The sequence below is a fragment of the Pseudomonas sp. A125 genome, assembly GCF_055409485.1.
This window is the reverse complement of the sequence record NZ_JBUZVP010000005.1, coordinates 161,214-183,593: the sequence shown is the minus strand read 5'-3', so window position 1 is coordinate 183,593 and position 22,380 is coordinate 161,214. Positions and strand designations below refer to the sequence as shown.

19 protein-coding genes are annotated in these 22,380 nt (G+C 61.5%); 12 read left to right on the top strand and 7 right to left on the bottom strand.

Annotated features, from left to right (window positions below; translation table 11 throughout):
* Nucleotides 1-29 precede the first annotated feature (29 nt).
* A complete protein-coding gene (gene acnB, locus ACZRN6_RS09175) occupies nucleotides 30-2,630 on the bottom strand; it encodes a bifunctional aconitate hydratase 2/2-methylisocitrate dehydratase (protein ID WP_322148698.1) in 2,601 nt (866 codons plus the stop codon).
* Nucleotides 2,631-3,024: 394 nt separating this feature from the next.
* On the opposite strand from acnB, the gene ACZRN6_RS09170 reads away from it, so the two are divergent.
* Entirely contained in the window at nucleotides 3,025-3,495 is a 471-nt protein-coding gene (locus ACZRN6_RS09170) for a DUF1289 domain-containing protein (RefSeq protein ID WP_322145498.1), read from the top strand.
* 789 nt (nucleotides 3,496-4,284) lie between these two features.
* Here ACZRN6_RS09170 and ACZRN6_RS09165 read toward each other — a convergent pair.
* The gene (locus ACZRN6_RS09165; RefSeq protein WP_322145497.1) at nucleotides 4,285-5,145 is read right to left on the bottom strand and encodes a universal stress protein; all 861 of its coding nucleotides are present in this window, start codon (nucleotides 5,143-5,145) and stop codon (nucleotides 4,285-4,287) included.
* A gap of 151 nt (nucleotides 5,146-5,296) precedes the next feature.
* On the opposite strand from ACZRN6_RS09165, the gene ACZRN6_RS09160 reads away from it, so the two are divergent.
* The gene (locus tag ACZRN6_RS09160; protein WP_464007769.1) at nucleotides 5,297-5,899 is read left to right on the top strand and encodes a MiaE family protein; all 603 of its coding nucleotides are present in this window, start codon (nucleotides 5,297-5,299) and stop codon (nucleotides 5,897-5,899) included.
* Here the strand turns inward: ACZRN6_RS09160 and ACZRN6_RS09155 are convergent.
* Nucleotides 5,855-7,060, bottom strand: a complete 1,206-nt coding sequence (locus ACZRN6_RS09155; protein WP_464007768.1) for an MFS transporter — start codon at nucleotides 7,058-7,060, stop codon at nucleotides 5,855-5,857. The genes ACZRN6_RS09160 and ACZRN6_RS09155 overlap by 45 nt on opposite strands.
* 154 nt (nucleotides 7,061-7,214) lie before the next feature.
* Between ACZRN6_RS09155 and ACZRN6_RS09150 the strand changes: the two genes are divergently transcribed.
* Complete coding sequence (locus ACZRN6_RS09150; protein WP_322145494.1) at nucleotides 7,215-7,922, top strand: response regulator; 708 nt, start codon at nucleotides 7,215-7,217, stop codon at nucleotides 7,920-7,922.
* Complete coding sequence (locus ACZRN6_RS09145; protein WP_322145493.1) at nucleotides 7,923-9,200, top strand: ATP-binding protein; 1,278 nt, start codon at nucleotides 7,923-7,925, stop codon at nucleotides 9,198-9,200. It begins immediately after the preceding gene.
* 132 nt (nucleotides 9,201-9,332) lie between these two features.
* Here ACZRN6_RS09145 and ACZRN6_RS09140 read toward each other — a convergent pair whose 3' ends face one another.
* The 4 genes from ACZRN6_RS09140 to ACZRN6_RS09125 all read right to left on the bottom strand — a co-directional run bounded on the left by ACZRN6_RS09140 (nucleotide 9,333) and on the right by ACZRN6_RS09125 (nucleotide 13,504).
* Entirely contained in the window at nucleotides 9,333-10,136 is an 804-nt protein-coding gene (locus ACZRN6_RS09140; protein WP_464007767.1) for a MipA/OmpV family protein, read from the bottom strand.
* Between the two features lie 6 nt (nucleotides 10,137-10,142).
* A complete protein-coding gene (locus ACZRN6_RS09135) occupies nucleotides 10,143-11,966 on the bottom strand; it encodes a serine hydrolase domain-containing protein (protein WP_464007766.1) in 1,824 nt (607 codons plus the stop codon).
* A gap of 94 nt (nucleotides 11,967-12,060) precedes the next feature.
* Nucleotides 12,061-12,549: a GFA family protein gene (locus ACZRN6_RS09130; RefSeq protein WP_322145490.1), complete on the bottom strand. Its 489-nt coding sequence runs from the start codon at nucleotides 12,547-12,549 to the stop codon at nucleotides 12,061-12,063.
* 43 nt (nucleotides 12,550-12,592) lie between these two features.
* Nucleotides 12,593-13,504 carry a LysR family transcriptional regulator gene (locus tag ACZRN6_RS09125; RefSeq protein WP_322145489.1) on the bottom strand — a complete coding sequence of 304 codons (912 nt, stop codon included), beginning with the start codon at nucleotides 13,502-13,504 and terminating at the stop codon, nucleotides 12,593-12,595.
* 128 nt (nucleotides 13,505-13,632) lie between these two features.
* Between ACZRN6_RS09125 and ACZRN6_RS09120 the strand changes: the two genes are divergently transcribed.
* From ACZRN6_RS09120 to dctM, 8 genes are all read left to right on the top strand, one after another.
* On the top strand, nucleotides 13,633-14,451 hold the full coding sequence (locus ACZRN6_RS09120; protein WP_464007765.1) for an HTD2 family dehydratase: 819 nt from the start codon (nucleotides 13,633-13,635) through the stop codon (nucleotides 14,449-14,451).
* A 31-nt stretch (nucleotides 14,452-14,482) separates the two neighbouring features.
* On the top strand, nucleotides 14,483-15,646 hold the full coding sequence (locus ACZRN6_RS09115) for an acyl-CoA dehydrogenase family protein (protein ID WP_322145487.1): 1,164 nt from the start codon (nucleotides 14,483-14,485) through the stop codon (nucleotides 15,644-15,646).
* Between the two features lie 10 nt (nucleotides 15,647-15,656).
* A complete protein-coding gene (locus ACZRN6_RS09110) occupies nucleotides 15,657-17,006 on the top strand; it encodes an MmgE/PrpD family protein (protein WP_464007764.1) in 1,350 nt (449 codons plus the stop codon).
* 9 nt (nucleotides 17,007-17,015) lie between these two features.
* On the top strand, nucleotides 17,016-18,212 hold the full coding sequence (locus ACZRN6_RS09105) for a CaiB/BaiF CoA transferase family protein (protein WP_464007763.1): 1,197 nt from the start codon (nucleotides 17,016-17,018) through the stop codon (nucleotides 18,210-18,212).
* Nucleotides 18,213-18,226: 14 nt separating this feature from the next.
* Entirely contained in the window at nucleotides 18,227-19,042 is an 816-nt protein-coding gene (locus tag ACZRN6_RS09100) for an HpcH/HpaI aldolase/citrate lyase family protein (RefSeq protein WP_464007762.1), read from the top strand.
* 253 nt (nucleotides 19,043-19,295) lie between these two features.
* Nucleotides 19,296-20,279, top strand: coding sequence for a TRAP transporter substrate-binding protein (locus ACZRN6_RS09095; protein WP_464007761.1), 984 nt, complete (start codon nucleotides 19,296-19,298; stop codon nucleotides 20,277-20,279).
* 141 nt (nucleotides 20,280-20,420) lie between these two features.
* A complete protein-coding gene (locus tag ACZRN6_RS09090; protein ID WP_322145482.1) occupies nucleotides 20,421-21,053 on the top strand; it encodes a TRAP transporter small permease in 633 nt (210 codons plus the stop codon).
* Nucleotides 21,053-22,333: a C4-dicarboxylate TRAP transporter large permease protein DctM gene (gene dctM, locus ACZRN6_RS09085; protein WP_322145481.1), complete on the top strand. Its 1,281-nt coding sequence runs from the start codon at nucleotides 21,053-21,055 to the stop codon at nucleotides 22,331-22,333. Before ACZRN6_RS09090 ends, dctM begins: the two co-directional genes overlap by 1 nt.
* Nucleotides 22,334-22,380 lie beyond the last annotated feature (47 nt).

Below are 22,380 nucleotides of genomic sequence, written 5' to 3'. Positions count from 1 at the left end.
TACGCGGCGTTCGTTACAGCGACAAAACCTTAGGCTTGAATCACAGGAATGTTGGCGTTTGCAGCGGCTTCACGGAACTCGGCGATCTGGTCAAAACTCAGGTAGCGATACACGTCGCTGGCCATGGTGTTGATCTTCGCGGCGTATTCCATGTACTCCTCGACGGTCGGCAGACGACCCAGGATCGAAGCCACGGACGCCAGTTCGGCCGAAGCCAGGTAGACGTTCGCGCCGTCACCCAGACGGTTCGGGAAGTTACGGGTCGAAGTCGACACAACGGTCGAGTTCGGCTCTACACGTGCCTGGTTACCCATGCACAGCGAGCAGCCCGGCATTTCCATGCGCGCGCCAGCCTTGCCGTAGATGCCGTAGTAGCCTTCTTCGGTCAGTTGGTGAGCGTCCATCTTGGTCGGCGGCGACAGCCACAGACGGGTTGGCAGCTGACCCTTGACCTGATCCAGCAGTTTACCGGCAGCGCGGAAGTGACCGATGTTGGTCATGCACGAACCGATGAACACTTCGTCGATCTTCTCGCCTTGTACCGACGACAGCAGACGGGCGTCGTCCGGGTCGTTCGGCGCGCAGAGCACAGGCTCTTTGATGTCGGCCAGGTCGATCTCGATGATTTCAGCGTATTCGGCGTCAGCATCGGCAACCATCAGCTCAGGGTTGGCAACCCAGGCTTCCATCGCTTGGGCACGACGTTCCAGGGTACGCGCATCGCCGTAGCCTTCGCCGATCATCCAGCGCAGCAGGGTGATGTTGGAGTTCAGGTACTCGGTGATGGATTCTTTCGACAGCTTGATGGTGCAACCGGCAGCCGAACGTTCAGCCGAAGCGTCGGACAGCTCGAAAGCTTGCTCGATGCTCAGGTTGTCCAGGCCTTCGATTTCCAGGATGCGGCCGGAGAAGGCGTTCTTCTTGCCTTTCTTCTCTACGGTCAGCAGGCCAGCCTGGATCGCGTAGTAAGGAATGGCATGAACCAGGTCACGCAGGGTGATACCCGGTTGCATTTCGCCTTTGAAGCGCACCAGGATCGATTCCGGCATGTCCAGTGGCATAACACCAGTGGCTGCGGCGAATGCTACCAGGCCGGAACCGGCCGGGAACGAAATGCCCATCGGGAAACGGGTGTGGGAGTCACCACCGGTACCGACGGTGTCCGGCAGCAGCATACGGTTCAGCCAGCTGTGGATGATGCCGTCGCCTGGACGCAGCGATACACCGCCACGGGTCATGATGAAGTCAGGCAGGGTGTGGTGGGTAGTCACGTCGATCGGCTTTGGATAGGCCGCGGTATGGCAGAACGACTGCATTACCAGATCGGTGGAGAAGCCCAGGCACGCCAGGTCTTTGAGTTCATCACGGGTCATCGGACCGGTGGTGTCCTGGGAGCCGACGGTGGTCATCTTCGGTTCGCAGTAGGTGCCTGGACGAACGCCAGCCACGCCGCATGCCTTGCCGACCATTTTCTGCGCCAGGGTGTAGCCCTTGTCGCTTTCAGCCGGAGGCTCAGGCAGCTTGAACAGGGTCGAAGGTGGCAGACCCAGCTCAACGCGAGCCTTCTCGGTCAGGCCACGGCCGATGATCAGCGGGATACGACCGCCAGCACGGACTTCGTCCAACAGAACCGGGGTCTTCATTTCGAAGGTGGTCAGGACTTCATCGCTGTTGTGCTTGGTGACTTTGCCAGCATGCGGATACAGGTCGATCACGTCGCCCATGTTCATGTTGGTGACGTCGAATTCGATTGGCAGTGCGCCAGCATCTTCCATGGTGTTGTAGAAGATTGGAGCGATCTTGCTGCCGAAGCAGAAGCCGCCAGCGCGCTTGTTCGGCACGTAAGGCACGTCGTCGCCGAAGAACCACAGCACCGAGTTGGTGGCCGATTTACGCGACGAACCAGTACCGACCACGTCACCGACGTAAGCGATAGGGAAGCCCTGGCCGCGCATTTCTTCGATCTGCTTCATCGGGCCGGTTTTGCCTTGCTCATCCGGCACGATGCCTTCACGGGCCATTTTCAGCATGGCCAGGGCGTGCAGCGGGATGTCAGGACGGGACCAGGCGTCCGGGGCAGGGGACAGGTCGTCGGTGTTGGTTTCGCCAGTCACCTTGAACACGCGCAGGCTGATCTTGTCGGCCAGGGTCGGGCGGTTCTGGAACCACTCGCCGTCGGCCCAGGACTGGATCACGTCTTTGGCGTGCTGGTTGCCGTTCTTGGCTTTTTCTGCAACGTCGTGGAACGCGTCGAACATCAACAGGGTGTGCTTGAGTTGGGCGGCAGCGACGGGAGCCAGTGTGGCGTCGTCCAGCAGATCGACCAGGGTCACGATGTTGTAGCCGCCTTGCATGGTGCCGAGCAGTTCAACAGCGCGTTTCTTGTCGATCAGGGGGGAAGTGGCTTCGCCCTTGGCCAGGGCAGACAGGAAACCGGCCTTGACGTAGGCAGCTTCGTCAACGCCTGGTGGAATGCGGTTGGTGATCAGGTCAACGAGGAATTCTTCTTCGCCAGCCGGGGGGTTTTTCAGCAGCTCGACCAGGCCTGCGGTTTGTTCGGCGTTAAGCGGCTGGGGAACGATACCCAGGGCGGCGCGCTCTTCGATATGTTTGCGGTAGGCTTCAAGCACAGTTATTACCCTCATCAGTGGTCCCACGGGACGCTCATCCAGAAATGCACAGCACGCATGCGCTCGGGGGCTTTTTGGGCCGTAGAGCCAGCGCTGCCGGCAATCCTCACAGAAGCTGCTTTCAAAGTTTTACGCCTGCAGAACGGAGCTGATGAGGGTTGGCGCTGGCTATTTACCGGGTAAATAACCATCGCCAACACCGTTCTTTAGGAACGACTGTGCTCGTGACGCTTTGAAAACAGCTTCCAACGGATTATTGGCGCCTTACAAGGCCGGATGATTCTACGGCAAAAAAAATCTAAACGTAAGTTGCCTTGCTAAGTTTGCGGGGTGATGAACCTTAGACAAAGGGCTAACATGTGCAACTGTTTCGCTGATTTGTGCGTTGTCGACCATGTCCAACCAAACTATCAAGACCCCCTGCGTCGGGCTGTGCTCCACGGTTTACGGTGATCTTGTGTGCCGTGGGTGTAAGCGTTTCCACCATGAGGTGATTCAGTGGAACGGGTATAACGAGGAACAAAAACGTGCGGTTTGGCTGCGGCTGGAGCAGTTGTTGGTGCAGGTGATGGCGGGGAAGCTTGAGGTGTTTGACCCCAAAATGCTGCGGGGGCAGCTGGAGCAGCGCAAGATTCGGTTTGTGCCGCATCAGTCGGAGTACTGCTGGGCGTATCAGTTGATTGCCCGGGGGGCTCGGGTGATCAGCAATCTGGAGGCTTATGGGATGGTGTTGATGCCGGAGTTTCGGGAGTGGGGGTTGCCTGAATTGCGGGATGCGATTGACCGGGAGTTTTTCATCCTGTCCGAGGCGCATTATCAGCGGTATATCGCGCCGGGGTTTCTCAGGGATGCGTTTGGTGGCTGATGGTTTTCTTGGGTTGAGTGTATATCCGTTGCTGCGGTAACGGCCTCCTAGGGTTCCGCTCTTACAGCGGGTCACTTTTGGCAAACGCCCCAAAAGTAACCAAAAGGTCTTTGCCCCACCACTCGGTGCCTCGCTTAGGCTCGGCATGCCCGCAATCAGACCCGTCTCCGCGGGCCGCCGCGACGGGCCATCCATGGCCCGGCGCGGCTAAATCGGCATCCTTGCCGATTTACCCGCTCCACCGTGCCTGCTTGCGGCCATCGTGGTTGACGGGGCCCGCAGTTCAAGGTCAACAGCAAGAGCACGGCGGCCTGAAAGCCGACCTGAGTGTTAAAAGCAAAAGCAAGGCGTAGGAGCTGGCTTGCCGGCGATGCAGGCAACTCGGTTTTTCAGATACACCCAGGTGATGCCATCGCCGGCAAGCCAGCTCCTACGGGCGTGTTCGCTGTTGATTTTGCTTTTAACACTCAAGCCGGCCTGTAGGCCGCTGTGTTCTTGATCTGTTGTTGATCTTGATCTGACTGCCCCATTCAGCCCGAGGCCGAACGCAGGGATTGAGGAGCGGGTAAACCGGCAGGACGCCGGTTTAGCCGCGACGGGCCAGGGACGGGCCGTCGCGGCGGCCCGCGGAGCAATGCCGGAGTGAGGGCACACCGAGCCTAGGCGAGGTGCCGACAGGCGGGGCAGAGCGTTTTGGTTACTTTTGCGCTTTTCAAAAGTGACCCGCTGTAAGAGCGGAACCCATAGCGGCCCTGACAACAACAACGGATATGCCCCCCAAAACCAGCATCACCCATTAGCCAGCTCTTCCAGATGATCCATCAACTCCTGCGGCTTAAGCACCAACACGTCGCTGTCCACCGCATCCAGCACCACCTCCGCCGTATTCCCGATCAACGCCCCGGAAATCCCGGTACGCGCCACCGTACCAATGATGGTCACCACCGCCTGACACTTATGCGCCGCATGAGGAATCAATACATCCGCCGGCCCTTCCTCAATGTGCAAATGCGTGTCGTCAATATCAAACTCCGCCTGAAACGCCTTGCACTGCTCCCGATACCGCGCCTCGATCGTCTCCTTGAGCTGAAACACCGGATCAGCCGCCGACAACATCGGCGACGGATGCGCGCTGATCACATGCAATTGCGCCTTGGCCAGGCTGGCGATATCAAACCCATGATCAATGATCGAGTTATGCAACGCCTGATGCTCGGCATCGGAATTACCCACATCAATCGCCGCCAGTATCACCCCGCCAGCCCACGGTTTGGACGTCTTCACCAGCAGCACCGGCGTAGGGCAGTAGCGCATCAGCTTCCAGTCAGCCGGCGTCAACAGGGCCTTTTTCAACGGGCTGTCAGCAAAGTGCTGCTTGACCACCAACCCACAACCCTCGGCCTGCTGCACGTCGATGATGGTTTCATGCAGGCTGTCATTCCACGCCTGCTCGGTAGTAACGCTGTAGCCATCCTCCTGCAAACCCGACTTGAGCAGGCTCAACATCGCCGAATGCTCGTGTTTCTTGTCACACACCAGTAAATGCAAATGTGCACCGGTCACACCAGCAATCAGCTTGCCGCGCTTGAGGGCCAGGCTTTCCGAATGCTCGGGCTCGATGACCACCAGGATGCTGCGGATGGCTTGCATAGTCGGGTTCTCCAAAAATGGGTGGGCGTGGAACAACTATAGTTGCTGCCCGGCTCACGTCATGTTGATGCACATCAAGCCCAGTGGCTGGCGGTCTGCGGCGCGGTCGGTATAATCGCCGGCCTTTTGTGAATCTTTGCCCGTGAGCCCGATGAACCTGCCAGAAATCCACGAATTCCTCGGTTGCCGCACCCCCGACGGCTGGGTCCAGGCCGCGTTGGCCGACCAGGAAACCCTGCTGATCGACCACAAGAACTGCGAATTCAAGGCCGCCAGCACCGCCTTGAGCCTGATCGCCAAGTACCATTCCCACCTCGACCTGATCAACCTGATGTCGCGCCTGGCCCGCGAAGAGTTGGTGCACCACGAGCAAGTCATGCGCCTGATGAAGAAGCGCAAGATTGAACTGCGCCAGCTCTCTGCCAGCCGTTACGCCTCGGGTCTGCGCAAAGTGGTACGCAGCCATGAGCCGGTAAAGCTGGTGGACACCCTGGTGGTCGGCGCCTTTATCGAAGCCCGCAGTTGCGAGCGTTTCGAAGCGCTGGTGCCGCATTTGGACGAGGAACTCGGCAAGTTCTACTTCGGCCTGCTCAAAAGCGAGGCCCGGCATTTCCAGGGTTACCTGAAACTGGCTTACCAGTACGGCGACGCCAAGGACATTGCCCAGGTCATCGACCGGGTGCGAGCCGCCGAGCAGGAGCTGATCGAGTCACCGGACGTCGAGTTCCGCTTTCACAGCGGCGTGCCGGCCTGACACCACGTACACCAGCCCACCGATCAGCGCGGTGATCCCGGCCAGTATCAGGATCACCGTTTGCGTCCCCAGCGGCGCTGCCAGCAGTGCAATCAACAACCCGGCCAATGGCTGCGAGAGGTTGTTGAGCAAGGTCAACACACCCACCGTCTTGCCAAAGTCCTGGACCGGAATCACCCGTTGACGGGTGCTGCGGATGTACACATTGAACATCTTGTCAAAACCGTTCACCAGCAGGAAACCCACGGTATAAACCCATATATTCGGGCTGATGGCGGTCACCAGCGCTCCCGCGGCAATCATCGAATATGACAAGCCGCCCAGCACCTTGAGCGGCAGCGAAGCACGCGCTAGGTAGAACAGGATGGCGATGGTCACCACGGCGCCCGCTGCCTGCAACCCGGCGTAAGCGTCCTTGCCGGCGGCATATTGACCGATGATCAGCGCGGCCGAAGTCGCCAGGGTGACGCCGATGATCAGGTTCACACCCACCGCCAGGGCGATGATTTTTTTCAGCTCCGGCAGGTCGCGGATATGCCTGAAGGCTATGCGCAACGGTTGCAGCCAAATGTCTTTGTGTTGTTCGAAGGTCTGAAGGTTGACCGTGGTGTTGCGTTGCCAGATACGCATCGCCAGGTCCGCCAGCAGGAACAGCCCGGCAATCCCCAGTACCACCCAGTGCCAGGCCCATATTTCCAGCATCAGCGCGGCCACCAAGGGGCCCAGCACCAGCCCGGCCTGGTCGGCGATTTGTGAATAGGACAAAGTCTTGGCATAGCTGTAGTGCTTGAAGACATGCGGCAGCAGCACTTCCCGGGCCATGATGCCTTGGGTGGTCAGTACGCCACACAGCGCTGAAAGCATGACAATCCAGTAAATCCCGTCAAACATTCCGTACAACAGCACCGCCACCACGCAGGCCAACGCCCGGAAAACCTGGCTGATATGCAGGATGCGCACGGCGGGGTACTTGTCGCACAATGCCCCGCACACCGGAAACGACAGGTAACGCGGCAAGGACTCGACAAAAAAGGCCAGGCCCGCCCAGGACACACTGTTGGTGGTCTGGAACACGATCAACGGCACGATGAACAACAGGGTCTGGTCAGCCAGGCGTGACAAAAACATCGAAATAAAGAACGCCAGGTAATCCTTGCGCATACAACTCCCTGTGAATGGCGTTAAAGATTGCAGGCTATTTGTTAAAAACTCTTAAAAGCATGAAGCTTCGTCGGCCAGTGATGGCTGCCTGCTCTGGTTAGCCGGCTGCACCCTATAATGCCTGCACTTCAATCCGCGCGCGCACTGGAAAATTATGGATAACTTGGGTCTCGGCAAGGTATTGCTCGTGGAGGACGATCAGAAGCTGGCGGGGCTGATCGCCCATTTCCTGTCCCAGCATGGCTTCGAGGTGCTGGCCGTGCACCGGGGTGACCTGGCGCTGGCGGCGTTCCTGGAGTTCAAGCCCAAGATCGTCGTGCTCGACCTGATGCTACCCGGCCAAAGCGGCCTGCATGTGTGCCGCGAAATTCGCAATGTGTCCGACACGCCGATCGTGATCCTCACCGCCAAGGAAGACGACCTGGACCACATCCTCGGCCTGGAATCCGGTGCCGACGACTATGTGATCAAACCCATCAAGCCGCCGGTGCTGCTGGCCCGCCTGCGTGCCCTGCAGCGGCGCCAGACACCGGAACCTACAGTGCGCGGTGCCCTTGAGTTCGGCCGGCTGGCCATCGATCGCAGTTGCCGGGTGGTGAGCCTGGGCGGTGAGAAGATCGACATGACCACCATGGAGTTCGAACTGCTGTGGTTGCTCGCCAGCGCCGCCGGGAAAATCCTCTCCCGCGATGACATTCTCAACCGCATGCGCGGGATTGCCTTTGACGGGCTTAATCGCAGCGTCGACGTGTACATCAGCAAGCTGCGCGGCAAGCTCAACGACAACCCCCGGGAACCGGTGTGCATCAAGACCATCTGGGGCAAGGGCTACCTGTTCAATCCGTTCGCCTGGGAGGTTTAGATGTTAAGGCTGTTTCTGCGGCTGTATATCATCCTGGCGATTGGCTTGGCAGGGGCGATCTGGCTGGTGAACTACACCTTCGATGAGTTGCTGCCGGAGGCCAACGAAACCTACAACCGTGAAGCCCTGCGCGGCCCGGCGTACGGGTTGGTGGAGCAATTGCGGCCGCTGGCCGGTGAAGCGCGCACGGCCCGCCTGGCCGAGTTGCAACCGCACTACGGGCTGCGCCTGGCCCTGGTGCAGCAGGACAGCCTCAAGCTGACCGAGCGCGAGCAGCAATTACTGGCGGGTGGGCTGTTGGTGGTGCGCGGTGATTTCATGGAGTTCATCGCCAGCATCGACGGCGGCCAGCAACTGCTGGAAATCAAACTGCCTGAAGAACCCAAGTGGCTGTACCTGTGGGCCTATGGCTTCCTCGGCCTGTGCCTGGCGATCGTGTTGTATTTTTGGGTACGGCCCCATTGGCGCGACCTGGAGCACATCCGCCTGGCCGCTCAACGCTTTGGCGACAACGACCTCGGGTCGCGCATCCTGCTGCCACGCCGTTCCACCGTGCGCGAGCTGGCGGGCCACTTCAACCAGATGGCCGAGCGTATCGAAAGCCTGATCGCCAATCAGCGTGAACTGACCAATGCGGTCTCCCACGAACTGCGTACACCGATTGCGCGGCTGTCGTTTGAACTCGACCAGCTCAAGCAACAGGCCGATCCACGGGAGAGCCGCGCACTGATCGCCGACATGTACGCCGACCTCGGCGAGCTGGAAGAAATGGTCTCGGAACTGTTGACCTACGCCAGCCTGGAGCGCGGCGCCACGCAGATCACCCGGGAAAGCATCGAGGCCCACAGCTGGCTCGACAGCGTGATCGGCAGTGTGGCCCTGGAAGCCGAGGCGGCGGGCGTGCAGTTGCTGCTGCGCACCTGCGAAGTCGACTGCATCCGCATCGAACCGCGCTTTATGGCGCGGGCCGTGATCAACCTGTTGCGCAACGCGATTCGCTACGCCGACCGGCGCGTGGAAGTGTCGCTGGTGAAGTTTGGCGCCGGTTATGAAGTGCGGGTCAATGACGACGGCCCCGGGGTACCGATGGAGGGGCGGGCTAAGATTTTCGAGCCGTTCCTGCGCCTGGACGCCAGCCGCGACCGCCGCACCGGCGGCTTTGGCCTCGGCCTGGCGCTGGTGCGGCGGGTGTGCCAGTGGCACGGCGGGCAGGTTGAAGTGCTGGATTCGGAGTGGGGCGGGGCGTCGTTCCGGATGACCTGGGCGTATGTCGAGTAGCCCTCTCGAAGGCTGAGAAGATCAACTGTGGGAGCTGGCTTGCCTGCGATAGCATCACCCGTGTCTAACTGAAAGACCGAGGTGTCTGTATCGCAGGCAAGCCGGCTCCCACATTCTGATTGGGTTGTCACCTTAGAAGGTGTACTCAACCATCCCCATCACCGACGTCTGCAACCGTCGCTCCACAATCGGGCTTTGGCCGGCCTTGTCCGCCAGGTACTGCACATCCAACAGAGTCGAAAGCTTTGTGTGCTCGCTGATCGGAAGACTCCACACCAAATTCATCCCGTTGCTGATATTGCCGCCGCTGGTCTTGTAGGCCTTGAAGCGACTTTGCGCGGCCTGGCCGGTCGTTACCCCGTACCACGTCTGCAGGTAATTGCTGTCGCCAAAATGGCTGCTGACGCTGGCATCCAGGGAACCGTAGTCGCCGTCATACAGGTTGGTGCCCAGGCTCAGTTCCAGGTGGGTGAAGGCCTTGCCGGCATCTTTGTGATCATCCTCCTCCAGCGCATGCTCCAGGGTCGCACCGACAATCACCCCGCCCAGGTTATAGCTGCCACTCACACCCACTTGGGCACGGGTCTTGATCTCGCCCATGCCCTTGAGTTTCTTCGAGCCCGGGCGCCCGCTCCTGCTCTCGTCCTTGCGTGAGCCGCTGGCGCCGACGTAGGCACTCAAACTCACACCGGCGCCGTCATACCCCCAGCCCAGGCCCTTGTCGGTGTCGAGGAAGATCCCCCACGGGCTCACGATTGCTGCTCCCAGCAGCGGCGCGGTCACTCGCTCGTCGCTGCCGCTGTAGCGGGGCAGGTTGGCCACGCCGGCCTTGAGGGTGTATTCCCAGTCGTCGGCCAGCAGGGTGTCAGCGCCGGCCAGCAGGCACAGTGACGTGAAGTACAGGCAGAGGTTTTTGGTGCGCGTGGTGGTCTTCATGTGAGGTCAGAGGCTCAAGGGGTTGTGGGGGGAGTCGGTACGTTTGAAGTGGTAGCCGGAGGCGCTCAGGCCGTTGACCTGGCGGCTCACGGTGTCGCCCAGGCCGTAGCCGTTGCCGGCAAGCACCGCGTGGGCGTTGTCCACGGGCAGCAGGATGTAGTCGGTCAGCGGTTCGTCGTGCAATTGGCCGCGTATCACCAGGAAGCCGTCTTCAAGGCGTACGCTGATGCCGCTCAAGGGCGCGTCGGGCTCGTGGGTGTTGAGCACTTGATAGGTGCCGATGGTGTCGGCCCAAGTGCGGCTCACAGGCGTCTGTGCGATACGCTCGCCCACGGGCACCCGCTGGCCATGACTGCGGGCGGTGAGCATCTGGCGTCCTTGCACCGTCACCACATCCAGCTGTACGCGGCCCAGTTCACCCAGGTCCTTGAGCCAGAAACCGAGCAATTTCTGCTGGGCCCGCAGCCAGCCCTGGCCGTCGCGCAGCAGTTCAAAACGGGTGTCGGCCAACTCGCCGTACAACTGGCCGTTTTCGTCCTTGATACGGAAAATACCCCAGGCCGTGGCGTAGAACCCGGCCAGGCGCTGGCGGTCAATGGCGGCGGGTACCTGGCGGATTTTAAGGCCGTGGGTCGGCGCCTGGCAGCTATCGGCACACACCGGGTCGCCGGTCTGGGCCTGGAGCATCAGGCGCAGGGCGTCAGTGGTCAGGGACACCACCATCTCTTCGGCATTGCTGTCGTTGGCCATCACGATCACGGCCAGTTGCTGGTCTGGCAGCACCGTCAATTGTGCGGCGAAATCATCCCCGCCACCGCTGTGCTGGTAGGTGCGTATGCCGGGGCCAACCGGTTCGTCACCACAGGGGGCCAGAAACCAGCCCAGGCCCATCTGGCAATCGAAGTCCAGGGCGTTGCCGGTGTTTTGCCGGGCGAACATTTCGTCGATCGACGCGCTGCCCAGTACCTGTTGGTCTTTGTAGCGGCCCTGGGCGAAGAGCATTCGCACGTAGTGGCTGAGATCTTTGGGGCTGGACCACAGGCCACTTGCCGCAAGGTCGCGCACCTGGGCGTCGACGCTGGCAGTGCCGTTCTCGTAACCGAGGGCCCGGTAACCCAGTTGTGCGCCCGTGCCGAGGAAGCTCGACTGGTTCATCTCCAGAGGCTTGAACAGGTTGCTTTGCAGCCGGTTCTCGAAGTCTTGCCCGCTGCTGCGCTCGATGGCGGCGCCGGCCAGGGCGTAACCGAGGTTGGAGTAGGCCACTTGGGTTCCCGGGGGCGTGCTCAACCACACCCCGGAAACGCGCAACGGCATCTGGCTCATGGCGAACGTATTGCGCAGGTCACGCAGGTGTTCGCTGGGCAAGCCGGACTGGTGACTGAGCAGGCGGCGCAGGGTGATGTCGCGGTCGGCGGCGCCCTGGTCGGTATGGAAGCGCGAGCGTACGTAGAACTCACGCAGGGTGTCCTGGATCGGCGCATCAAGGGCCAGGCGCTGCTGTTCCACCAGTTGCAGGGCGGCGGTGGCCGTGAGCAGTTTGGAGATCGCGCCGGCGCGGAACGCGGTATTCGGGGTGACCGGAATGCCCTGGGCTTTGTCGGCAAGGCCAAAGCCCCTGGCCCAGATCAGCTCCTGGCCGTTGACCAGGGCGATGGACAGGCCGGGGATGTTTTGCCTGGCCATCTCATAGGGGATACGGTGTTGCAGATAGCGAATGATTGCGCTGTAGTCGCCCTTGGGGATCGGCGGTGGGGCCGGTGGCTGGCCGTGACAGCCCAGGCTGCCGAGCAGGCAACCCAGCAACGGGATACTGCGCAATGTGCGAAACATAATGAGCACCCTGGGGGTGGTTTGGATGCTCAAATGCTAGGGGCAGGGCGGTCGACAGTCTTTGCCAGCTTTGTCGGTAAACTGTCAAAGACTGTTAACTGCCCAGGCCCAATCGTTCATGCCACTGGGCAATGGATTCCTGTGGGTATTCTTCGAACTGCAGGTCGCCCTTGCGCACGCTGACTTCCACCCACGGCGCCTTCGACCCCAGCATCAAATGCGTATGCTCGGGCGGCACCGGCAATGGCGTATCAATCGCCGAAGCAAACGGATGAATCAACTCCGGCCACTGCGGGCTGAACAACCACAACCCCGAGCCACACTGTGAACAAAAATGCCGCTCGGCCGTGCTCGCATGCGCCCGGCTATCACCCGGGGCCTTCATCCGTGCGTGATAAATCGAAATTGCCTTGCGCCCCCGTACCTTGAGGCTGTTGGCGTCGCCCCCAAGGTTGATCGCATACCCGCCGCCGCCTTGGGTCTTGCGGCAAATCGAGCAATAGCACCGCTGGTAGGGGTACGGATGAGTACTTTCGAGGCTGAACGTAACCGCGCCGCAATGGCAGGAACCTTCAAGTTGCATGGCCTGATCTCCTTTACACAAGGTGGATGTCCTTCACAACACCTTAGGCGTTCGCCAGGCGTGGGGGTTCCTTCTCCGGCATCAAGGTCGCGATCAGCGCCCGAATAGTCCCCGGCAGCGCCTCAAGCTCGCGCACCAGGATACTGCGCTCACGCACCGCCCAGGCTTCATCCAGCTTCACTGTCACCAACTGCATCGTCCGGCTGTGCCGTACCGCCGCCGACTCGGGGATGATGCCGATACCCACGCCAGCCTCGACCATCCTGCAAATCGCTTCGAAACTCGACATCTGGATGCGCAGCGACAAGTGCTTGCCCAGCCGCTCCACATGCTCGCGCAGGAAGCTCAACAGCGTGCTGCCGTCATGCAGGCCGATATGCTGATAGGCCAGGGTTTGCTCCAGCGTCACTGAAGGCTGGCCCGCCAGCGGGTGCCCCACCGGCACCGTCAGCACCAGATGGTCGGTGCTGAAGTGCAACACCTGCAAGCCCGACGCTTCCACCGGGCCGGCAATGATGCCCATGTCACTGGTGCCATCGAGCACACCTCGCACAATGTCCCGTGACAGCCGCTCCTGCAGGTCTACGGTCACACCGGGACGCTGGGACAGGAAGCCGGCCAGTACTTCCGGGAGAAACTCGGTTACGGCAGTGGTGTTGGCAAAGATGCGGATGTGCCCGGCCGAATCGATGCCGTACTGGGTGAACTCGCTTTTCAGGTAATCCACCTGGCGCATGATCAACCGCGCATGGTGCAACAGCCGTTCGCCCGCCGGGGTGATCTCCACGCCACGGCTGTCGCGGTACAGCAGCCGTGTGTCGAGTTGACCTTCCAGGGCCTTGATCCGCGCACTGGCGGCGGCCGGCGAGAGGAAGGCACGCTTGGCGCCCTGGGTCAGGCTCGGGGACTCGGCGATATGGATAAACAGGCGTAAGTCAGCCAGATCAAAGTGCATGGAAGGCTCCGGTTTCGGTCAGCGGCGTTCAGCATAGCCGAACGCTGCTTTATTGAAATGCAAATTCTCAGAACGGCCACGGCCCAGCATCATCCGGTTCAGATTCCCTGCCCGAGGACATGCACCTGATGAGCGCCACAGACTGGATCGGCCGTAGCGAAACAGCCCACGATCACTTGAGCCACAACCTGCTCAAACGCATCGCTTCCACCTTTGGCGAAGCGGTACCGGCAGACGGCGAGGCGGTTCCACCGTTGTGGCAATGGTGCTTTTTCCAGGACCCGCTGCCCGAATCGGCCCTGGGCGGTGACGGCCATCCGGCCCGTGGCGGGTTCCTGCCGCCGGCCGATAACCGCAACCGCATGTGGGCCGGCGGGCGCATTGAGTTCTTCCATGCGTTGCGTGCCGGTGAGCCCGCCACTCGCGTGTCGACCATCACCCAGGTGGAAGAAAAAACCGGCCGCACCGGCTCGCTGCTGTTTGTCACCGTGCGCCACGACTACTCCCAGGGCGGCCGCCTGGCCCAGCGCGAAGAACAGGACATTGTCTACCGCGAACCCACGCCGCCCAAGCAGGGCAATGGTGACGCGTTGCCTGAAGGCGATTGGCGCGAAGCCGTCGACCCAACGCCAACCCTGCTGTTTCGCTACAGCGCGGTGACCTTCAACGGCCACCGCATTCACTACGACTATCCCTATGTCACCGGCACCGAAGGTTATTCGGGGCTGGTAGTGCATGGGCCGTTGATCGCCACCTTGAGTCTGCGTGCGTTTTGCCGGGCAAACCCCGGGGCCACATTGCGCCGTTTCTCGTATCGCGGCGTGCGGCCGTTGATCGCCCCGCAGCCGTTTGAAGTCGGTGGGCGAATCACCGCGCCTGGCGTGGCTGAACTCTGGGCCGGCAACGCTGGCGGCCTGGCCCAGCGCGCCGAACTGCATTTCGAATAAACCTCCAAGAACAACAGGCGGAGAGCCGTTGATGAACCCTAATGACAACGAAGAACTGAATGCCATCCGCGAAGGCGTGCGCGCACTGTGCGCTGAATTCGACGCCGCCTACTGGCGCAAGGTTGATGAAGAAAAAGGCTTCCCCGAAGCCTTCGTCAAGGCCCTGACCGAAGCCGGCTGGCTGTCGGCGATGATCCCCGAAGAGTACGGCGGCTCGGGCCTCGGGCTGGCAGAAGCGTCGGTGATCCTGGAAGAAGTGAACCGCTGCGGTGGCAACTCCGGCACCGTCCACGGGCAGATGTACAACATGTTCACCTTGCTGCGCCACGGCAGCGCAGCGCAAAAAAGCTTCTACCTGCCCAAGCTCGCCAGCGGCGAACTGCGCTTGCAATCGATGGCGGTGACCGAGCCCACCACCGGCACCGACACCACCAAGATCAAGACCACCGCCGTCAAGCGTGGCGACAAGTACGTGATCAACGGCCAGAAAGTGTGGATCTCGCGGGTGCAGCATTCCGACCTGATGATCCTGCTGGCGCGCACCACGCCGCTGGCCGAGGTGAAGAAAAAATCCGAGGGTATGTCGATCTTCCTGGTCGACCTGCGCGAAGCCATCGGCAACGGCCTGACCGTGCAGCCCATCGCCAATATGGTCAACCACGAGACCAACGAGCTGTTCTTTGACAACTTGGAGTTGCCGCTGGACAGCCTGATTGGTGAGGAGGGCAAGGGCTTTCGCTACATCCTCGACGGGCTCAACGCCGAGCGCACCCTGATCGCCGCCGAGTGCATCGGCGACGGCCGCTGGTTTATCGAAAAGGCCAGCGCCTATGCCCGCGACCGTGTGGTGTTTGGCCGGCCGATCGGGCAGAACCAGGGCGTGCAGTTCCCGATTGCCGAAGCGCATATCGAGATCGAAGCGGCCGACCTGATGCGCTGGCGTGCCTGTGAGGAGTACGACAGCGGCGCCAATGCTGGGGCCAGCGCAAACATGGCCAAGTACCTCGCGGCCAAGGCCTCGTGGGAAGCTGCCAACGCCTGCCTGCAAACCCACGGCGGTTTCGGGTTTGCCTGCGAATACGATGTGGAGCGCAAGTTTCGCGAGACCCGCTTGTACCAGGTCGCGCCGATCTCCACCAACTTGATCCTGTCGTACGTGGCCGAGCATTTGCTCGAGCTGCCACGCAGCTTTTGAGGCGCCGACCATGAGCCATACCCAAGCGTTGTGCCGGTTCCTTGCCCAGTTGCAGTACGAACAATTGCCGGACGAGTTGCTCGCCCGCACTGAAGACCTGTTTCTCGACTGGCTCGCCTCGGCGCTGGCCAGCCAGGGCGCGCACCCGATCCCGCTGTTCGAGCGGTATGCGCGCACGATGGGGCCGGCCGAAGGTCCGGCGCAGATCATCGTCAACGGCGCCAGCAGCAGTGCGTATTTTGCCGCACTGGTGAACGGCGCGTCGTCGCACCTGGTGGAGCAGGATGACCTGCACAACAGCTCGGTATTGCACCCGGCGACCGTAGTCTTTCCTGCCGCATTCGCGGCGGCGCAAGACCTCGGCAAGTCCGGTCGCGAGCTGCTGCTGGCCTCGGTGGCCGGTTACGAAGCCGGGATTCGCATCGGTGAATTCATGGGGCGTTCCCACTACCGGATCTTTCACACCACCGCCACCGTCGGCACCCTCGCGGCGGCGGTTGCAGTGGGCAAACTGCTCGACTTCAACGAAGAGCAGTTCATCAACCTGCTGGGCAGTGCCGGTACTCAGGCGGCCGGTTTGTGGGAATTCCTGCGCGATGCCGCCGACTCCAAGCAACTGCACACCGCCAAGGCGGCTGCCGATGGGTTGTTGGCCGCTTACCTGACGGCGGACGGGCTGACCGGTGCGCGCAATATCCTGGAAGGCGACCAGGGCATGGCGGCGGGCATGTCCACCGATGCCGCTCCCGGCAAGTTGTCGGACCGCCTCGGCAGCCGTTGGGCGCTGCTGGAAACCTCGTTCAAGTTCCATGCTTCGTGCCGCCATACCCATCCCGCGGCGGATGCGCTGCTGGACCTGATGCAGCGCGAAAGGCTCAGTCATGACCAAATCACCCATGTGCAAACCCGCGTTCACCAAGGCGCCATTGATGTACTGGGCCGTGTGACGCTGCCGCAGACCGTGCACCAGGCCAAGTTTTCAATGGGCACCGTGTTGGGGTTGATTGCCGTACATGGCAAGGCCGGGCTGACCGAATTTCACGAACTGGCGCTCAACGATGCAGCGGTGTCGGCATTTCGCGACAAGGTCTCGATGACCCTTGACGCCGAGGTCGACGGTGCCTACCCGCAGCGCTGGCTGGGCCGGGTGGTCGTGACCACCGCCGATGGCCGCACCTTGCACGGCGCCATCGACGAACCCAAGGGCGACCCAGGCAATACCCTGAGCCGCGCCGAGCTGGCCGACAAATTCCAGCGCCTGACCCAATTCAGCGGCGCCCGCACGCCCGCGCAAACCGCCGGGCTGATCGAAAGAGTCTGGAATCTGCGCAACGCGGTGTCCCTGGCTCACTGGCTTTAAGGAACTGTCATGACTGCTAATCAACGACCGCTGGACGGCATCACTGTCGTCAGCCTGGAACATGCGATTGCCGCGCCGTTCTGCACCCGCCAGTTGGCCGACCTTGGCGCCCGTGTGATCAAGATCGAACGCCCCGGCGCCGGTGACTTTGCCCGTGGCTATGACGAGCGCGTACGAGGCCTGGCGTCGCATTTCGTATGGACCAACCGCTCCAAGGAAAGCCTCACCCTGGACCTCAAGCGCGACGAAGCCGGGGACATTCTGCAAACCTTGCTGGCCGACGCCGACGTGCTGGTGCAGAACCTGGCGCCGGGCGCAGCAGCGCGCATGGGCTTGTCATTCGAGGCGCTGCATGCGCGTTTCCCGCGTCTGATCGTCTGCGATATCTCCGGCTACGGCGAGGGCGGGCCTTATGAGAAAAAGAAAGCCTACGACCTGTTGATCCAGAGCGAAGGCGGCTTCCTCTCGGTGACCGGTGGCCCGGGCGAAGACCAGATGGCCAAGGCCGGCTGCTCGATCGCCGACATCTCCGCCGGGATGTACGCCTACAGCGGCATCCTCTCGGCGCTGTTGCTGCGGGGCAAAACCGGGCAGGGCAGCCGTATCGACGTGAGCATGCTGGAAAGCCTGGTGGAGTGGATGGGCTACCCGATGTACTACGCGTTCGACGGCGCGCCCCAGCCACCGCGAGCGGGTGCGGCGCATTCGACCATTTACCCCTACGGGCCGTTTCCCACCGGCGACGGCGGCACGGTGATGCTCGGTTTGCAGAACGAGCGTGAATGGGCGGCGTTCTGCGACAAGGTGCTGCTCACCCCTGGGCTGGCGATAGACGAGCGTTTCTCGGCGAACTTCAAGCGTTCGGAAAACCGCGACGTGCTGCGCCAGATCATCGTCGACAGCTTCGCGCAGATGAGCGCCGAGGCCGTGATCCAGCGCCTGGAAGACGCACAAATCGCCAGCGCCCGGGTCAACGACATGCAGGGCGTGTGGGACCACCCGCAGCTCAAGGCCCGCGACAGCTGGCGTGAAGTCGACAGCCCGGCGGGCAAGTTACCGTCGTTGCTGCCACCGGCGCGCAATGCCGCGTTTACCCCGCGCATGGACGCAGTGCCGGGCCTGGGGGAGCACAGCCAGGGAATTCTCGACCAGTTGGGTTATTCCGCTGAAGCCATCGACAGCCTGCGTACACGCGGCGTTATCTGATAAGGAATTGAGCGATGCCAACTTCTCTTGTGCGCTCTGCGCTGTTTGTACCCGGCAGCCGGCCGGACCGTTTTGCCAAGGCCTTGGCCAGTGGCGCCGATGCGGTGATTGTGGATTTTGAAGACGCGGTGGAAGAGCCGCTTAAACGCCAGGCCCGGGACAACCTCGGCGTATTTTTGCAGGCAACCCCGGCAGCGCGGGTGTGGGTGCGGATCAACGCGCCGGAGCATCCCGAGCATTTTGCCGATGTGGCGTTTTGTCAGGCGCATGCCGGGGTTGCGGGGGTGTTGCTGCCCAAGGTTGAAAGCGCGGCCCAGGTGGCCGTGGTGGCCGCAACGGGCAAGGCGATCTGGCCGATTATCGAGAGTGCACGGGGCTTGCTGGCGGTGGCGCAAATTGCCCGTGCACCTTCGGTGGAGCGCCTGTCATTCGGTGGGCTGGATTTGGCGCTGGACTTGAACCTGAGCAGCGGTTCCGCGGCCGCGCAATTTGCCCTGGACCAGGCGCGCCTCGCACTGATCGTGCATTCACGCGCCGCCGGGCTGGTGGCGCCGCTGGATGGCGTGCACCCGGCCATCGACGACCCTGAAGGCCTGCGCCGCTCGATTCGGCATGCCTACGAAATGGGGTTTGCCGGCGCGCTGTGTATCCACCCCAAACAGGTGGCGATGATTCATCAGGCGTTGGCCCCCAGTGCCGAGGACTTGGCGTGGGCCAAGCGGGTGGTGGAGGCCGGTGCCCACGGGGCAGGGGCGTATCAACTGGACGGGCAGATGGTGGATGCGCCGGTGTTGCTGCGGGCCCAAAGACTGCTGGCCGCACAACCGTAAACATGTGGGAACGGGCTTGTGTGGGAGCCGGGCTTGCCCGCGATGGGATCAACTCGGTTTGTCTGAAGCACCGAGGTGCCTGCATCGCAGGCAAGCCAGCTCCCACACAAGCCAGCTCCTACAGTTGATCTCGGTTGTCTGCCAGGTCGGCGTTCGTCCACGCCGAACGCAGGTATCTAAAATTCGAAATTCTCTATACGCGTGACATCAGGCACCTTGCCCCTATCACACAACAATAAGAAGGTGATTTTCCATGCTCAAGCTTTCTCGGGCGCTGTTCTGCGCCGCCACCTTGTTTGCCGCGGGCCTGGCCCAGGCGGCCGAACCCATCGTGATCAAGTTCGCCCACGTCGTCGCAGAAAATACCCCGAAAGGCCAGGGCGCCTTGCTGTTCAAGAAACTCGCTGAAGAACGCCTGCCTGGCCGGGTGAAAGTCGAGGTGTACCCCAACTCCTCGCTGTTCGGCGATGGCAAGGAAATGGAAGCGCTGCTGCTTGGGGATGTACAGATGCTGGCGCCGTCCCTGGCCAAGTTTGAGCAGTACACCAAGCAAGTCCAGATCTACGACCTGCCGTTCCTGTTCAACGACCTGGCGGCGGTCGACCGCTTCCAGGCCGCCCAGGGCAAGGCGCTGCTGACCTCGATGCAAGACAAGAACATTCTCGGCCTGGCCTATTGGCACAACGGCCTCAAGCAACTGTCGTCGAACAAGGCCTTGCATGAACCCAAGGATGCCCGTGGCCTGAAGTTCCGGGTGCAGGCCTCCAGCGTGCTGGAAGAGCAGTTCAAGGCGATCCGCGCCAACCCGCGCAAAATGAGCTTTGCCGAGGTGTACCAGGGCTTGCAGACCGGCACCGTGAATGGCACCGAGAACACCTGGTCGAACTATGAAAGCCAGAAGGTCAACGAAGTGCAGAAGTACTTCACCGAGTCCAACCACGGCCTCATCGACTACATGGTCATTACCAACGCCAAGTTCTGGAACGGCCTGCCGCCGGATGTGCGCACCACCCTGGACCAGGTCATGGTCGAAGTCACCGTGGAGGTGAACAAGCAGGCCGAAGCACTGAACCAGTCGGCCAAGCAGAAGATCATCGACGCCAAGACCAGCGAAATCATCGAACTGACGCCCGAGCAACGCCAGCTGTGGCGCGAAGCGATGCGCCCGGTGTGGCAGAAGTTCGAAGGTGAAATCGGTGCCGACCTGATCAAGGCCGCCGACGCGTCGAACCAGTAATGGCCGCACTTGCGTAGCAGCTGTCGAGCCCCGGCGAGGCTGCGTTCGCGGTGTATCAGGTACACCGCTGACGCAGCCTCGCCGGGGCTCGACAGCTGCTACGGGCTGCCCATTTTCCGTCCAGTTTCGCGAGGTTTTGCCATGCAAACGCTAAGGCGCGCCTGGGAGCATCTGGAGGAAGGTTTTATCGCCTTCCTGCTGGCTGCCATGACCCTGGTGACTTTTGTCTACGTCATGCTCAATAACATTTACACGCTGTTCTTTTCCCTCGCCGATAAGTGGGCCTGGAGCAGCGGCCTTTTCAACGCCCTGGGTGACCACACTATGGGCTGGGCCCAGGACATGACCTGGAGCGTGGCGCTGACCAAGGCGATGTTCGGCTGGCTGATTTTCTTCGGTATCTCCTACGGCGTGCGCACCGCCGGCCACCTCGGCGTTGACGCGCTGGTCAAGCTGACGCCGCGCCGGGTGCAACGCTTGCTGGGCATGCTCGCCTGCCTGTGCTGCCTGGCCTACGCCGGGTTGTTCATGGTCGCCAGCTACAAGTGGCTGAGTGCGGTGATGACCGCCGGCATTGGCGCTGAAGACCTCGACAAGTTCGGCATCGACGTCGGCGACATCGTGGTGATCGTGCCCATCGGCTTTGCCCTGGTGTTCATCCGCTACCTCGAGATTTTCTACCGCATCTTCACCCACCGCCAAACCGGGCTGGGCCTCGCCGACGAAGCCGGTGAAGCCAGCAAGTTGGCCGGCAGCCATGAGGAGCGTCACTGATGGCCGTTCTGTGTCTGTTTTTGCTGCTGTTCGTGTTCATGTTCCTCGGCGTGCCCATCGCGATTTCCCTGGGCTTGTCGGGCGCGGTGTCGATCCTGATGTTCAGCCCGGACTCGGTGAGTTCGCTGGCGATCAAGCTGTTTGAAACCTCGGACGCCTACACTTTCCTGGCGATTCCATTCTTCCTGTTGTCGGGTGCGTTCATGACCACCGGCGGCGTGGCGCAACGGCTGATCGACTTTGCCAACGCCTGCGTCGGGCATATCCGTGGTGGCCTGGCGATTGCGGCCGTGTTGGCGTGCATGCTGTTTGCCGCGCTGTCGGGCTCTTCGCCTGCCACGGTGGCGGCGGTGGGTTCGATTGCGGTGGCGGGCATGGTGCGCTCGGGCTATCCGAAGGAATTTGGTGCCGGGATTATCTGCAACGCCGGTACCCTGGGCATCCTGATTCCGCCGTCGATCGTGATGGTGGTGTACTCGGCGGCGACCGAAACCTCGGTGGGCAAACTGTTCATGGCCGGGGTAATCCCGGGCCTGCTGTTGGGCTTGATGTTGATGGTCGCGATCTACATTGTCGCGCGCATCAAGAAACTGCCGGCCCAGCCACGGGCGACGTTCCGTGAGTGGCTCACCTGCGCTCGCCGGGCGTTCTGGGGCTTGCTGCTGTTGGTGATTATCCTGGGCGGCATCTACAGCGGCATGTTCACCCCGACGGAAGCGGCGGCGGTGGCGGCGGTGTATTCGGCGTTTGTCGCGCTGTTCGTCTACAAGGACATGAAGATCAAGGACTGCCCCAAAGTCCTGATGGAGTCCGGGCGCCTGGCGATCATGCTGATGTTTATCATCGCCAACGCCATGCTCTTCGCCCACGTGCTGACGACTGAGCAAATCCCCCAGGAAATCACCGCGTGGGTGATCTCCGAAGGCCTGACGCCGATTGGCTTTTTGATCATGGTCAACGTGGTGTTGCTGGTGGCGGGCAGCTTTATGGAGCCGTCGGCGATCGTGCTGATCCTGGCGCCGATCTTCTTTCCGATCGCGATGAAGCTGGGGATCGACCCGATTCACCTGGGGATCGTGATGGTGGTCAACATGGAGATCGGCCTGGTGCACCCGCCGGTGGGGTTGAACCTGTTTGTGACGTCGGCGGTGACGGGGCTGACGCTGGGGCAGACCATCCGCGCGGCGTTGCCGTGGCTGATGATCCTGCTGGTGTTCCTGATCATGGTGACCTACCTGCCATTCATCTCGCTGGCCTTGCCGCACTGGCTTGGGATGTAAACCCAACTTAAAGCACACCGCAAAACACATGTGGGAGCCGGGCTTGC